Origin of the sequence: Flavobacterium sp., assembly GCF_043779715.1 — a bacterium.
In the GTDB taxonomy this organism is placed as follows: domain Bacteria; phylum Bacteroidota; class Bacteroidia; order Flavobacteriales; family Flavobacteriaceae; genus Flavobacterium.
On record NZ_JAYWDT010000254.1, the window covers coordinates 14868 to 28504 of the forward strand.

Genomic DNA, 13637 nt, shown 5'->3' on the forward strand with positions numbered 1-13637 from the left:
TAGCAGTAAGTACACAAAACCGCATAAAAATAATAGTAAGAAAGACGATGAGCACTAAAAAAATATTTGATGAAAATGGACAAGGATTTACACGGATTTTTTCAACTGATAAAGTTGAAAAAGTGAATCCTGTTGAGTACTATAAAACATATGAACTTGAAAAAAGAACAATTTCATTAAGAGATTTATTAAATGCTAAAAATCCATTTCTTACCTCATTACTAGAGGATGATTTTTTTATAAAAAAGGCTGAGGAAACTTTAGTTGGTTTTTTCGAACAATTTGAAAACACTAAAGTTCACAACAATTTTTTAGAATTACTAAAAACAACACGTAAAAAAGACCAAGTAAAGTTATTAAGAGGAATGACTTTAAATCCTGACGAACTAATATCACTTATATTTAAGTCTTATAATGATTTTGGTTTTATATATAGTAAGTATCTTTTTGAAAATTTGCCAAATGGTTTAGAAGGAAAAAAACTACCGAAATTATTTCATATAAAAGATGATGGAACAATTGAAAAAGTAGGTGAAACCGATTTAAGCGATGGACAACTTAAAAATGTAATTGAACAAAGAAAAGTGATTGTGTCGCATTTCTTTGAGCAAGGTGATATTTGGCATTGTTTTTTTCTAACATATAACAGTATAGCAGGTAAAGAAAATCATAATAACGGACAACCGCATTTTCATTATATATCAAGTGGTTTTGAAATATCTAAAGAAGATTTTATTGAAAGTATGAGAACAGGAAATTATAAATCAACTAACATTCATTTTGATTTATTAGATTATGGAAATCAATGAAATAAACAAAACAACTACCACTAATAAGTGTTGTACAAGGTTATTAGAACTATATAGCGACATAAATAAAAAATAAAAATATGATGGACGATTACAAAGACGAATTTTTACCACGACTTCAAAAAAGTGCTCTATATATTGAATTACAGAATAAATGCGGAAGCAAAGACCCTGAAGTTATAACATTAGTTGACTCAGCTGTTTCTTATGCTTTTCAAAGGACTAAGACAATCATAAAACATATGGGAGAGTTTACTCTCCATGACGGTGACCATCTCTTTCGTGTTTTGCACTTAATGGAAAAAATTATTCCTGAACAAACAATTGGAAATTTATCGTCACCTGAATTGATGTTATTGATTATTAGTTCATTTTTTCATGACATCGGAATGGCACCTGAAGAAAAGGAAGTTTTGACTTGGAAAAAAGTTTGGGATGATAAACCTGAAATTACTACAGATGAAGAAAAGACCTTTAATGAGTTTAAACGTTTTTACTCTGCAAGACCGGATCAACAAGAAATTATTCAAAGACTTATAAATCAAGGTAAAAATACACATGCCGACACAATAAAAGCATATTTGATAACAGAGTTCATTAGGCAAACGCATGCAGACAGAGCAAGAGAAGTAATTGAAAAGGATTGGAACGGAAAAATTCGTTATCGAGATGCTGATTTGACTGTTGAATTTGCACAAATTTGTTTTAGTCACAATGAAGATGCTTTAACTTTACTTGAACTTGACAAAAATTACTTGTGTGGTGAAAACACTTTTGCTTGCTTACCATTAATAGGCGTTATTTTAAGATTAGCAGATATTTTAGATTTTGATGCTAAACGTACACCAACAGTTTTGTATTCTCATCTTTATGTAAGGAATCCAGTGTCATTAAAAGAATGGAATAAACATAGAGCAGTTGAAGCATGGGAAATCACACCAGATTTAATACAATTCAATGCTAAATGTATTCATCCAGCAATTGAAGCTTCAATACATCAATTTTGTGATTTTATCGACCATGAATTAAGTGTTTGCAACAATATTGTTTCAATGTTGAATGAATTTAACAAAACTAAAAACAGAGGTATTTCTATTAAGTTTCCATTCAAGGTTAATCGTGAAAAAATTACAACCAAAAAGGATATTCGTAGCCAACCACTATATATCTATAGAGATACACAATTCAATTTGAGTAAACGTCAAGTTATTGATTTATTAATGGGGACGAAACTTTATGGAAATCCTGAAGTTGCACTTCGGGAGCTATTGCAAAATTCGATAGATGCTTGTCTGCTTAGACAGGCTCAAGAACTAAAATGGGGTAATCAATACAAACCTGAAATATTTGTAAGATATTACAAAGAAGATGATAATATCATTCTCGAAATTGAAGATAATGGAACAGGAATGGATCAAGAAATTATAGATAAATATTATTCCAAAGTTGGTTCTTCATTTTATAAATCAACAGATTTTTACAATATAAAATCTGAAACGAATGCAGACTTTATACCAACATCAAGATTTGGCATTGGCATTTTATCCTGTTTTATGGTAGCTGATACTTTAATTGTTGATACAAAAAGGGTGTATGCTAAGCATACTTCTAGTGAGGCATTAAATATTACAGTAGAAGGTCAAGAAAGTATTTTTTGGATTAAAGGGGGCAAACATGAATTACCAGGGACAACAACAAAGTTAATTTTGAGAAAATCAAAGAACCCTTGGGAGAATATGACAGAAGACAAGTTTATCCAATCCGTTGAAAATGTAATTCCAAATCCACCCTTTCAGATTAATATTCATACGACATCTCATCAAAAAGTTAGGAACGAAAACAGTTTTAAAGAAGTAACTGCCATTTCTCTTAAGGATTATACTTGGAATGAACATGAAAATATTAGAATTTTTGAAGTTTCATTGGACAACAAAGAAGAAGGAATAATTGGTTCTGCTTTAATAGCTATTTTAGAAAGTCATGACAAACCAGTTGAAAAACTAGATTTAACATCAATTGATATTACCGTAGAAAATGAAAATTATACTCTTGAAAAAAAACTTTGGGTTTCTACAAATTCTATAACTCAAGAATCAAACTCTATAACTGTAAATGATGATGGTGGAATAAGTAAAGATAGTTCAACTAGAAAATTGGCAGATTCTAAATCGAGATTATCACTTCATGGCATAGAAGTTCCTACTACACTTTTCCCTGAATCATGGAGACAAAAAGAGAATCAAGTTAAAATATCTTTCCCTTTTCCCTTAATCTTGATTGTTGATATTTGCGGAAATGGGGATTTAGACCTTAATTCTCCACGGACAGAAATAATAATAAGTGAAAAGTGGTTTGAATTTGAAGAGAAGCTTGCTTATATGATTTGTAATGAGCTATCTAAAGCCGTTACATTAGAATATTGGATTGAATTAAAGAAAATATTTCAGTTATCAAAAAATGAAAATTTTGTTAGAGCTTTGAATAAAGTAACAAAATAATCAAAAGCTACAAATATAGAAAGTGTAAAGAAGCCTAAGATGTTAGGCATAATTTCAACAAAAAATGGACGAAGAATTTTATATTGAAAAATTAATCCAAAAGGCAATTAAAGAAAATCGTAAAGATTTTGACGGTTCTGATGAAGAATTCGAAAAAGCAATCAATGATAAACTTCCAAAAGTCCTTGAAAATCTTCTTGTGGGAGTTTCTGAACAACTTTATAGATATTGTTTTGATAAAAATAATGATTTAAAAAAGCAAGAAAGAAAAATAACTAAAAGTATTAAATCAAAATATGGTTCTGGAATTAAAATATTTGAAGCTTTTATTGAATTAAATTCAAAAATTAGTTCTTTCACATATGACAAATATTATAAATTATTTGATAAACTAGAAGACCAAATAAAATTAGATACATTAATTTCTATTCATGTTAGAGCTTGTCAAATAGCCAACGAAATAAGGGTTCTTGTAACAAATGGTTATGCAGATGGAGCTTTATCGAGATGGAGAACGTTACACGAGCTATGTATTACATTTCTATTTCTTTATGATAATGATTATGAAACAATAGAAATGTATAATGATTATCAGGCGATTGAAAATTGGAAAAAAGTTGAGGAATATCAAGAAAATTATGATAGCTTCGGTTGGGAATCATTTGCTAAAGAAGATTTAGAATTCTTTGAAAATGACAAAAATGAAATGATTGAAAAATACGGTAAAGAATTTGGTAAAGGTTATGGCTGGACTATGAAAGTGTTGCCAAATGGTCGACGAAATATCAGAGAAATTGAAAAAGCTGTTGGTCAAAAGCATTTCCGCCCGATTTATACTTGGGCAAGTGAAAATGTTCATTCAGGGGTTTCTGGAATAAAAAGAAAATTAGGACTTCGTGAAAGTGAACAAGATTTTTTATTAACTAGCTGTAATGATTTTGGTTTTTTAGATTCTATAGAATTTTCATCTTCTTCTTTAACAATAATGAGCGAAGCTTTTCTAAATATGGAAGATTCATACATGAATAGAATAACCAAAGAATTACTTTATTTTTTACGTGATGAATTAATAAATGAATTTGCAGAAAAGGAAAAAAACTATGCCTGAATGGAATTCCAAAATTTAGTTTTTGGGACTTAACAAGTTCTACTCTTTTGGGAAACCACAGTATATTATAAACAATCTTAAAACCAATTTGTAGAATATATGGAAGATAAAAACTCAATAGACAGAAAAAGAGAGTCTGGGGGAATGGCTGAAATTGGGACTAAAGAAGATGGAGCAATTTTGGAAATGCCTAAGATTGGGGATAGATTGATTGTTATCAAGGAAAAGTCCATTTATGAATTTATGATGGCTGACGATATAGACCCTGAAAGGACAAATATAAATTTACCTAACAATATTCATAAGTTAGTAATTGGCCAAGGAGCAGATTCTGAATTAGTTTCAAAGACATTTTTAACTGCCAAAACACTTTTCAAATCTGAATTTTTTGATAAAAGCATTGACACTGACAGAGCATTGACTTTGTCATTAGAGATATTACAAGAAATAGTAATTCTTGAAAAGGAAATAAATGATTACATAGAAAAAGAAGAAAAAGTTAGTGAAGAATACGAGGGAAAAAGAAATAAATCAGTTTCATATTCTATACCGGCAATAGGAGATATTGAAACGAGATGTAAAACAATTTTTCAAAAAGCTGACCATATCGAACAAATTTTGATAGAAATCATTGCTGTTTTTTATCCAAATGAAGGTTTAAAAAAGCAATCTCATTTTCCTAATCTCTATGATATATTAATTAAAAAATATGGAGAAGCTGACCCATTTGTAGTATTTGTTAAATCTGCTTCTTTCTTTATGAAAACAATCCGAAATATGCGAAATGCGTTAGACCATAGATTGGACAATGTGAAACTCTTTGATTTTGAGTTGCAAAAAGATTCAAGTGTACTATCACCAACATTTCAATTAAATCACAAAGAAAGTAAACTAAAAAGGCAATCCCTTTCTGGCTTTTTAAAAATAATGATACCAAATCTCACTTTTGTATTTGAAAACACGGTTGCTTATATGAGTAATAAAACTTTTAAACCTAATATAACCGCGCAAGGAGTTAAGGAAATTCCAGAAGAAATTAGAAGATACAAACACGTTAAATATAGTTTTTGGTCTCCATTAGGAGAAGGCGGATACTACAATCAGTAAATAAAGACTAGATGTTAGAAGCAAGTTTAAAAGATACCCCATGAAAAAAGTACTAAAAATCGAAAGTTATATCCACGAATTTTTCTCAACGCGATACTCTAATATTAAAGCTTTTTATGATGATGAAAATAAGCATAGACAAATTGGAATATATAAACTTGAAAAAGGCTCAGAATTATTACAGTTCTTATTCACTATTTTATCATGTATTGAAAACAATCTCTATGTTAAAAAACTAGTTCCACAAGTTTATTCAACACCAAAAAAACTTGTCGAAGGTCTTAATTGGTTCAAAAAATACTTAATTGAAAATCAAAATTTATTGGATATAAATGATAAAGGCGAAAATACATCATATGTAATTCAGGAAATTCAAATCATTAAAACCGAATTGGAAGAAATGATTGATTATTTATTGCAAATATATGATAGTGAAGACAATGTTATACCATATGAGGAACTTAGATATTCCCTAATTACTAGGGATTTAGATTCTTTTTTTGTTGATATGAACAGTATTTTGGCATCTGTTTCTTATGCCATTCTGAAAACTAAAGAAGGTTATCTACATTCAAATATTCACTTAATAATTAAGTTATTAGGATTTGATATAATTTCAGAAGAACAAACAAATATTGGAAGGATAGATGCTGTAATTAGATTCTCGAATATAATTTACATATTTGAGTTTAAACTTGGTACAAGTGACGAAGCATTAAAACAAATCAAAGAAAAAAAGTATTACGAAAAATATATAATTGAACGTAAGGAAATTATAATGGTCGGTGTTGGTTTCGATAATAAAGAGAGAAATATTAAAGATTATAAAATGGAGATTTACAAATAATAAAACCTATTGTTAATCATAACAATAAAGCAATGGTGTTTTTTCTGACATTGGTCGTTACTTTTTATTAACTTCGTTTTTTCCTAGCGGAAAATACTTAACTTTTATTGCCAGTGAAGAACATTCAGAATGTAATTTTTAAAACAAAATAAAACTATGAAAACAATGTCAATTTTAGGAATTATTTTTTCCGTAATCTTTTTTCTTTGGTATTTATTATTTCTATCTAGTAATGGTATAAGCAAAGAAGAATTTACTTTCGTGGGAGTTTTTTTTAGTTTATGGTGCATAGCTTTTTCAATAGTAGCAACGGTAAATTCATTCCGCAATAAGTTAAAATAAATCAAATATAATTTATGGAAAAAGAAATAAAAATAATGACTGTTTTGGGAAACGAACATTATAAAGAAGCATCAATAAATGCAGTCAAGAAACACCTAGGAATTATTACAAATAAGTATAAAGAAATCTCAAAAATTTTAATTGAGGTTAGATTTACAGGTGGAACAGAAGTTATAGATAATGGAGCATTACAATTGTCTCAAGATAAAAATACATTATTTATTTATACTGAATTTAATAATATACCTACTACTGTAGAAGTTGCAAAACGACTTGAAAAAGTTGTCACTCGAAATATTCAGTTTATTGATTCTGATTTGAATTAATTTTAGTTAGAATTTGTAATAAAAAAGAGAAATGTTAGCAAAAATGGAAGAAGAAAATGTAATAGCAGATGTAGGAACACAAGTTGTCACACTTGAATCTGAGGTCAAAGGATTCGCAGAAGGAGTTTCTTATTGGGGAAAATTTCTTGCAGAAAAAATTTTAGCTGGCAACCCTATTTTAGACAGCGATATTGAAACAGCCTACTCTTATCTTCTTGAAGAGCTCACTTTAAAAGCTGAAACCGAAAAAGCTAAAATTGTAATAAACTGCAACGCTGAAAATTCTGGTAATTACAAACTTGATTTGCTGTTTACAAAACTTGAAAATATTGAAGGGGTAAACGCTTTAACAGAAAATCAAATAATTGAATTCAGTCCGACGCTTACAATAATCTATGGTGCAAACGGTTCAGGAAAATCTGGCTATGTGAGATTGTTAAAAAAAGTTTTTTATTCCAAAGCACCTGAAGAGATTATTCAAAACATTCACTTAACAAGTGGGCATAAACCAGTTTCTGCAAACTTCATCTTTCATTCAGCAGGAACAGATATTCCATTAACATTTCCTGCTAATTTTTCTAACTCAGAGTTTGAGCAATACGCAGTATTTGACAATGGAAGTGTTAAGCATCATCTTGACCATAAAAATGAATTTGAATTTCGTCCAGCAGGATTAAATTTCTTTGCTGACTTTTCAAGTGCAATAAAACAAGTTGAGTTAAAACTCAATAGTGAAATTACAATTAAACAATCTGCAAATGACTTTGCAGATTTATTTGATGGTGAATCTGAAATCAGAACTCTGATTGAAACTTTATCGGCACAAACTAAACTTGACGATTTAAAGAAACTCACTCCGTTTTCAGAGAAAGATAAAACTGATAAAATAGAAATTGAAAAAAAGTATGATGAATTATTATTAGCATCGAAAAACAAAGAGAAAGAAATTCAAAGACTTGAAAGTATAAAGAAGCTTTTAGGAGAAAATAAAAAAACGATTGAAGCAATCAACACATATTTTACGTCTGATTATCTTACGAATATTGAAACTTCAATTGCCGATTATATAGCTAAAGAAGCAATTTCAAAAGCAGAAGGAATAGAAAATTTCAAAACAGATAAAATTCAAAATATTGGCACAACCGAATGGAAAAATTTTATAGTTGCTGCTGAACAATTTGCCAAAAAACAAAAAGTAGTAAACTCCGTTTATCCTGAAAATGAAGATAATTGTTTGCTTTGTCAACAACCTCTTTCAGATGATGCACAAAATTTGATTGCAAATTATTGGGTTTTTATTAAAAGTGTTGCAGAACAAAATGCCAAACAAGCATTGGTCAAACTCACAGAAATAAAAGCAGGTTTTGAAAAATTACCTTTTGATTTATTCCCTGCTGAAAACACTTTGACCGTTTGGCTTATTGAAAAATACCCGCAAGTTTTAACTTTGTTAAAGCAAAAACTTGAAGCGCAAAAAATACTTGCGACAAACATTGTTTCAGACCTTACAACAAGAAATACAAACAAACGAGCGGAAATAAAAATAAGTATTTCAGACCACGACACAATCATTTCTGCCATTGAAAATTCTATAAAAATTCAACGTGAAGATGAACAGAATTTAGAGTTAAACAGATTATTAAAAGAAAAAACGAATCTTTTACATAAAGAAAAATTTAACATTCATTTTTCGAAATTTGAAGCCTACATTGAGAATCAACAATGGATTTCAAAAACTAAAGGTATAAATTGGATTTCAGAAAAAAGAAAAATTACTGATTGTGAAAAATACCTTTCAGGTAAATATTTTAATCAAAAATACATTGACATATTTAATCAAGAGTGTATAGACTTAAACGGAAATTTCGGTATTGAAGTTAATTATACAGGTTCAGGAGGAACGTCATTTAGACAATTAACTCTAAAAGGTAGAAATCCTGCTGCAATTCTTAGCGAAGGAGAACAAAAGGTAATTGCATTAGCTGATTTTATTTCAGAAATGTCGCTTTCAGAGGTAAATAGAGGTATAATTTTTGATGATCCTGTAAACTCTTTGGATGAAAGTAGAAAAAAAGACATTGCCTTGCGACTTGTTAAGGAATCAGCTAGTAAACAAGTAATTGTTTTTTCTCACGACCTGATTTTTGTTTCCAATTTGATTACTTTTTGTGAAGATAGTAGTGTTCGTTCTATCTGCCATTGGATTGAAAATAGAGATGGTAATGCTGGACAAGTTTGGTTACGGAATTCACCTTCTTACGAAAAAGAATATAGAAATTCAGAACCGGCAAAGAAATTTTACATAGAGGCAAATAAAGCAGATTGCCCACCTGCACAAAGAGAATATCTTGTAAAAGCAGGATTTACAGCTTTAAGAACTTGCTACGAAGTTTTAGTAATCAATGATCTTTTTAAAAATGTTGTTCAACGCTATAATGAAAGAGTAAGCGTTGATGCGTTATCGAGTGTTTATTTTGATGAAGAATTAGTAAATGAATTATTAGATAGCTTTTCTCAATGTTGTAGATATATGGAAGGGCATACTCACAGTGACAAATACGCCTATAAGAAACCTGAGCCAATAAACTTAAATGAGGAGATACAGAGATATGAAGCGACAAGAACTAAAATTCGTAAAACAAAGAAGCCCAGTTAAAGTATTATTCAAACTCGAAAAGCTCCTTTGTACTAATTCCCAATCCTTTTGCTAAAGCCTTTATAGTACATAAAGTAGGGTTGACAACACCTCTTTCAACTCTTGTAATTTGAGCCAAAGAAACATCAGAAGAATTAGCTAATTCCTCTTGAGAAAGCCCTTTGGATAATCTAATCTTTTTAAGATTTAATCCAAATTCTTTGATGTAATTTTCGTCCCTTAAATTAATCACAAATCTTTGCAGTTGTTTCACTAACAAAATTGGATTAATCAAAAACAATTAACCTAATCATGTATGATTAGGTAATGTTTTATTACTTTTGCAAGAATTTTAACTCATCAATATAAATCCATTACATTTGGAGGAGAATTGTTACATTCTAAAAATGGTAATAAGAAAGAATATATTATTTTTAATATTTATACTGTCAAATGCAGTATTTGGACAAGTAAACTTACCAGTAGTTCCACAAGCTCCACAAATTCCAAATTATAGTAATCAAAACTATTCAAATCCAAATAATAGAAATGTTGCTCCAAATCATTTAGAAATTCCAGACGGAAATAATGACCAACGAAGACAACAATTGCAAAACGAAAAGCTAATGCGTGAAGTCGAGCAAAACGAAAAACAAAAAACGGAAATTTTAAACCAAGTAAAAAAAGGGAATAGCGGATTTGATTCTGAAAATAACGGAATAAATTACATCCTTCCATCACTGGCTAACCAAAAAGGAACTGAATATTACAGACAGGTTTACGATAAAATGCTCAATCTGAATATTGAAAATTATTCTGTTAAAGATGTAAATTTCGATATTGAGAATGCCTACTTCGAGAACAAACTTGAGAAAGAAGAATTTGACAAAATCATAAAGCAAACAGCCGAATTTATTTTGGCTAAAATGAAAGAGAAAAATTTTGATGTTAATAGCAATACAGCTAAAAACTTTATATTGTTTGAGTTCTTTTCCCAACCTATGCAGGTAAAAGGTTTTAAAGAAAAGCATTTTCCAATTAAATACGATTTTGAGGATTATTGGGGCAGACAAAATTGGTCGAAAATGTTTGTTACTAAACTTTTGAAAACAAACACAGGACAATGCCATTCAATGCCATTACTTTATTTAACACTCGCAGAGGCAATTGATGCAGAAGCTTACTTATCACTTTCGCCAAATCATTCTTATATAAAATTCCAAGATGAAAAGGAGAAATGGTATAATTTGGAATTGACAAATGCAATGTTCACAGTTTCATCTTTTGTTTTAAATAACGGATATATCACTGCTGAAGCTGTGCAGAATAAAATTTACATGCAGAACTTAACTAAGCAACAACTACTTTCGCAATTTTATACAGATTTAGCAAGTGGGTATTTGCATAAATTCGGTTATGATGTATTTGTAGAGCAAGTAATTAATAAGGCTCTCGAATTATATCCAGCCAGTATAAATGCTAATATGGTTAAGGCAAATTATGATACTGAACGCTTGAAATATGTCGTTAAAAAATTAGGAATTAATACTGGAACTCAGGAGGGAAGAGAAAAAATATTGCAGTACCCAAAGGCAGTAGAGCTATTGAAAGAAATGCAAACACAATATAAACTAATTGATGATTTAGGTTTTCAACAAATGCCGGCAGATGCTTATGAAAATTGGTTAGGTTCACTTAAAAATGAAAAACACAAACAAGATAATGAAAAGGAAAAAGAGCAATTAAAACGTTTAACAAAAGCTTTAAATGAAGCTAAAAATAAAATAGATAAACAAAATAAATCATAATGACAAAAAATATTTTCTTAATTCTTTTATTATTGTTTTCAAAGTTTTGCGTGATTGCTCAAAACAAGGAAATACTATTTGAGGAAAGCTATACTTTACTAAATAGTATGTCTGACAATGAGAGCAATTACAATTTCAAAAAAGCAGTTTTCTCTGTGGAAAATGCTTATTTAGATGATAATTTAGACACCACCTTCGTTTATAAGCAAATTAAACTGTTACATGGATTAAGCACAGCAATCATAAATAGTAAAACACTTAATTATGTCGAAAGAGATAAAGATATAGTTAATAAACGTGCTTCAATATTTTCAATTTTATGTGATACAATACCAGTTGATGTTAATGGTAAAATGTATAAATATGAACCATTTGGATATGATTTTAATGATGTTTTTGGACATAAAATGCCTGAAAATCTTTTTGTTTCAAAATTATTAAGCACACACAAAGGTAATTGTCATTCAATGCCATATTTATATAAAATATTATGTGAAGAAATTGGAATTGATGCTAATTTAGCGTTAGCACCAAATCATATCTACATCAAGCATAGAAGTATTAAAGATGGTTGGTATAATACTGAACTCACCAGTAGAATTTTCCCAATAGATGCATGGATAATGGCATCTGGATTCGTACATATAGATGCTATTACAAACGGTGTTTATATGAAAGCATTAGGTAACAAAGAAAGTATTGCACTTGTTCTTATTGATTTAGCAAATAATTACAATACAAAGTTTCCAAAAAATGATGGTGCATTTATTTTAAAGTGCTGTGAGAATGCAATAAAATTATATCCAAACTTTGCCTCAGCATTAATTTTAAGAGCCGAAACACATTATAAACAAATCGGGAAGATACAAGATAAAGTGAAACAGGATTCACTTTTTAAAGATTTACAAAAGGAATATGAACATATTCATCAAATCGGATATAGAAATATGCCTGAGGATATGTATCTCAATTGGTTAGTTTCTCTAAAAGAAGAGCGAAGTAAATTTGAAAACAAAAAATTAAATACCTTTAACAAAAATTAATTCTTATGAAGAAGCATTATTTTTTAATTATTCTTTTGTTCGCTATTGGAACTGCATCTGCACAGAAAAAAGAAAAACTTTCTAAAGAAGAAAAAGCACGTAGAGAGAAAAATATTCAAGCAGGAAATCCATTTGTAAAATATGGCAGTAAAGCACCAGTTGCAACATTGAGTAAAGGAAAATATTTAGAAGTTCACGACCTTGATAGTATTGTAACTATTGGAACAATGCGTTGGCATGTTGACAAAAAAGAAATTGTTGGCAGAATTCTTGTTGATACATTAAATGTTGATTCACAACCAACAGGTGATACTGCTGGACGTTGGATGACAATGGATCCATTAAGTGAAGAGTTTCGTAGTTGGTCGCCTTATAATTATGGCAAAGACAATCCTATTTCTAATATTGACCCTGATGGTAGAGCGGCAGATGACTGGAGAAATAAAGCAGGACAACAGGTTTATGACCCTAAAGCAAATGGTGGTAAAGGTGCATATACTGAACACGCAACAAAATCTGATAAGAATATTGGTAATGCTTTACAGGCAACAGCAACAGGTAGAGAGCAATTTAATAAACTTGTAAATTCAGCACAACCAACAGAAATTATATTAGATAATGGAAAAGGTCCAGGTGGAGACGCTGGTAAAACAAAGAATAGTGATGTAGCAGTTGGAATAGATATGGCAACTAATAAAATTGAAGAGGTATCAGTTGGAAAATCAACTATAACTGTTTATATGGGTACGGTGGGAGACTTGGCAGATGCAGAAAAAAATGGTAATGTAGGTAAACTTAACGGAACACCCGTTGATGGTTTAAATTTCACCCAAATTGTGGGTGCTGTTGTTGGTCACGAAATAGAACATACAACTCCATCAAATGTAATTGTTCAAAATACAGACGGAGCAACAGTAAAACAAGCCGAAGCAGTACCAACACAGGTATCTAATAAGATAATTAACGAGAGTAGAGAATTAAATAAAAAACCATAATTATGAGTTCAAAAAAATATATAACAATTGTCATTTTATTATTTAATTTATTTACTTTCTATGGTCAAAATAAAGGAAAAATAAATGGGAAACTTATTTTAAAGGATTTAGAAAATAAG

General features: G+C 29.7%; 11 protein-coding genes. 10 read left to right on the forward strand and 1 reads right to left on the reverse strand.

Annotated elements, in window-relative coordinates; translation table 11 throughout:
• The first annotated feature begins 47 nt into the window (after positions 1 to 47).
• The 7 genes from ACH2BG_RS12360 (at position 48) to ACH2BG_RS12390 (ending at position 9693) form a co-directional block, all read left to right on the forward strand.
• On the forward strand, positions 48 to 809 hold the full coding sequence (locus ACH2BG_RS12360; RefSeq protein WP_395047998.1) for a hypothetical protein: 762 nt from the start codon (positions 48 to 50) through the stop codon (positions 807 to 809).
• An 80-nt stretch (positions 810 to 889) separates the two neighbouring features.
• Complete coding sequence (locus ACH2BG_RS12365) at positions 890 to 3307, forward strand: ATP-binding protein (protein WP_395047999.1); 2418 nt, start codon at positions 890 to 892, stop codon at positions 3305 to 3307.
• 64 nt (positions 3308 to 3371) lie between these two features.
• Positions 3372 to 4415, forward strand: a complete 1044-nt coding sequence (locus tag ACH2BG_RS12370; protein ID WP_395048000.1) for a DUF5677 domain-containing protein — start codon at positions 3372 to 3374, stop codon at positions 4413 to 4415.
• A 99-nt stretch (positions 4416 to 4514) separates the two neighbouring features.
• A complete protein-coding gene (locus tag ACH2BG_RS12375; protein WP_395048001.1) occupies positions 4515 to 5522 on the forward strand; it encodes a hypothetical protein in 1008 nt (335 codons plus the stop codon).
• Between the two features lie 40 nt (positions 5523 to 5562).
• Complete coding sequence (locus ACH2BG_RS12380) at positions 5563 to 6369, forward strand: PD-(D/E)XK nuclease domain-containing protein (RefSeq protein ID WP_395048002.1); 807 nt, start codon at positions 5563 to 5565, stop codon at positions 6367 to 6369.
• Between the two features lie 356 nt (positions 6370 to 6725).
• The gene (locus ACH2BG_RS12385) at positions 6726 to 7037 is read left to right on the forward strand and encodes a hypothetical protein (protein WP_395048003.1); all 312 of its coding nucleotides are present in this window, start codon (positions 6726 to 6728) and stop codon (positions 7035 to 7037) included.
• Positions 7038 to 7080: 43 nt separating this feature from the next.
• Complete coding sequence (locus tag ACH2BG_RS12390; protein WP_395048004.1) at positions 7081 to 9693, forward strand: AAA family ATPase; 2613 nt, start codon at positions 7081 to 7083, stop codon at positions 9691 to 9693.
• Between the two features lie 4 nt (positions 9694 to 9697).
• Here the strand turns inward: ACH2BG_RS12390 and ACH2BG_RS12395 are convergent, their stop codons facing one another.
• The gene (locus tag ACH2BG_RS12395) at positions 9698 to 9925 is read right to left on the reverse strand and encodes a helix-turn-helix domain-containing protein (RefSeq protein ID WP_395048005.1); all 228 of its coding nucleotides are present in this window, start codon (positions 9923 to 9925) and stop codon (positions 9698 to 9700) included.
• A gap of 154 nt (positions 9926 to 10079) precedes the next feature.
• Here ACH2BG_RS12395 and ACH2BG_RS12400 point away from each other — a divergent pair, with 154 nt between their 5' ends.
• The 3 genes from ACH2BG_RS12400 to ACH2BG_RS12410 are packed head-to-tail and all read left to right on the forward strand — an operon-like array spanning position 10080 to position 13518.
• Positions 10080 to 11480 (forward strand): hypothetical protein, encoded by a 1401-nt coding sequence (locus ACH2BG_RS12400; protein WP_395048006.1) that lies wholly within the window; start codon positions 10080 to 10082, stop codon positions 11478 to 11480.
• Positions 11480 to 12523 (forward strand): hypothetical protein, encoded by a 1044-nt coding sequence (locus tag ACH2BG_RS12405; protein WP_395048007.1) that lies wholly within the window; start codon positions 11480 to 11482, stop codon positions 12521 to 12523. The genes ACH2BG_RS12400 and ACH2BG_RS12405 overlap by 1 nt, the downstream gene beginning before the upstream one ends.
• Positions 12524 to 12528: 5 nt before the next feature.
• On the forward strand, positions 12529 to 13518 hold the full coding sequence (locus tag ACH2BG_RS12410; RefSeq protein ID WP_395048008.1) for a hypothetical protein: 990 nt from the start codon (positions 12529 to 12531) through the stop codon (positions 13516 to 13518).
• Positions 13519 to 13637: the final 119 nt, after the last annotated feature.

Bases quoted from the DNA above. Each gene is read 5' to 3' on its own strand.
- ACH2BG_RS12360 (WP_395047998.1), top strand. From the start codon at position 48: ATGAGCACTAAAAAAATATTTGATGAAAATGGACAAGGATTTACACGG.
- ACH2BG_RS12365 (WP_395047999.1), top strand. From the start codon at position 890: ATGATGGACGATTACAAAGACGAATTTTTACCACGACTTCAAAAAAGT.
- ACH2BG_RS12370 (WP_395048000.1), top strand. From the start codon at position 3,372: ATGGACGAAGAATTTTATATTGAAAAATTAATCCAAAAGGCAATTAAA.
- ACH2BG_RS12375 (WP_395048001.1), top strand. From the start codon at position 4,515: ATGGAAGATAAAAACTCAATAGACAGAAAAAGAGAGTCTGGGGGAATG.
- ACH2BG_RS12380 (WP_395048002.1), top strand. From the start codon at position 5,563: ATGAAAAAAGTACTAAAAATCGAAAGTTATATCCACGAATTTTTCTCA.
- ACH2BG_RS12385 (WP_395048003.1), top strand. From the start codon at position 6,726: ATGGAAAAAGAAATAAAAATAATGACTGTTTTGGGAAACGAACATTAT.
- ACH2BG_RS12390 (WP_395048004.1), top strand. From the start codon at position 7,081: ATGGAAGAAGAAAATGTAATAGCAGATGTAGGAACACAAGTTGTCACA.
- ACH2BG_RS12400 (WP_395048006.1), top strand. From the start codon at position 10,080: ATGGTAATAAGAAAGAATATATTATTTTTAATATTTATACTGTCAAAT.
- ACH2BG_RS12405 (WP_395048007.1), top strand. From the start codon at position 11,480: ATGACAAAAAATATTTTCTTAATTCTTTTATTATTGTTTTCAAAGTTT.
- ACH2BG_RS12410 (WP_395048008.1), top strand. From the start codon at position 12,529: ATGAAGAAGCATTATTTTTTAATTATTCTTTTGTTCGCTATTGGAACT.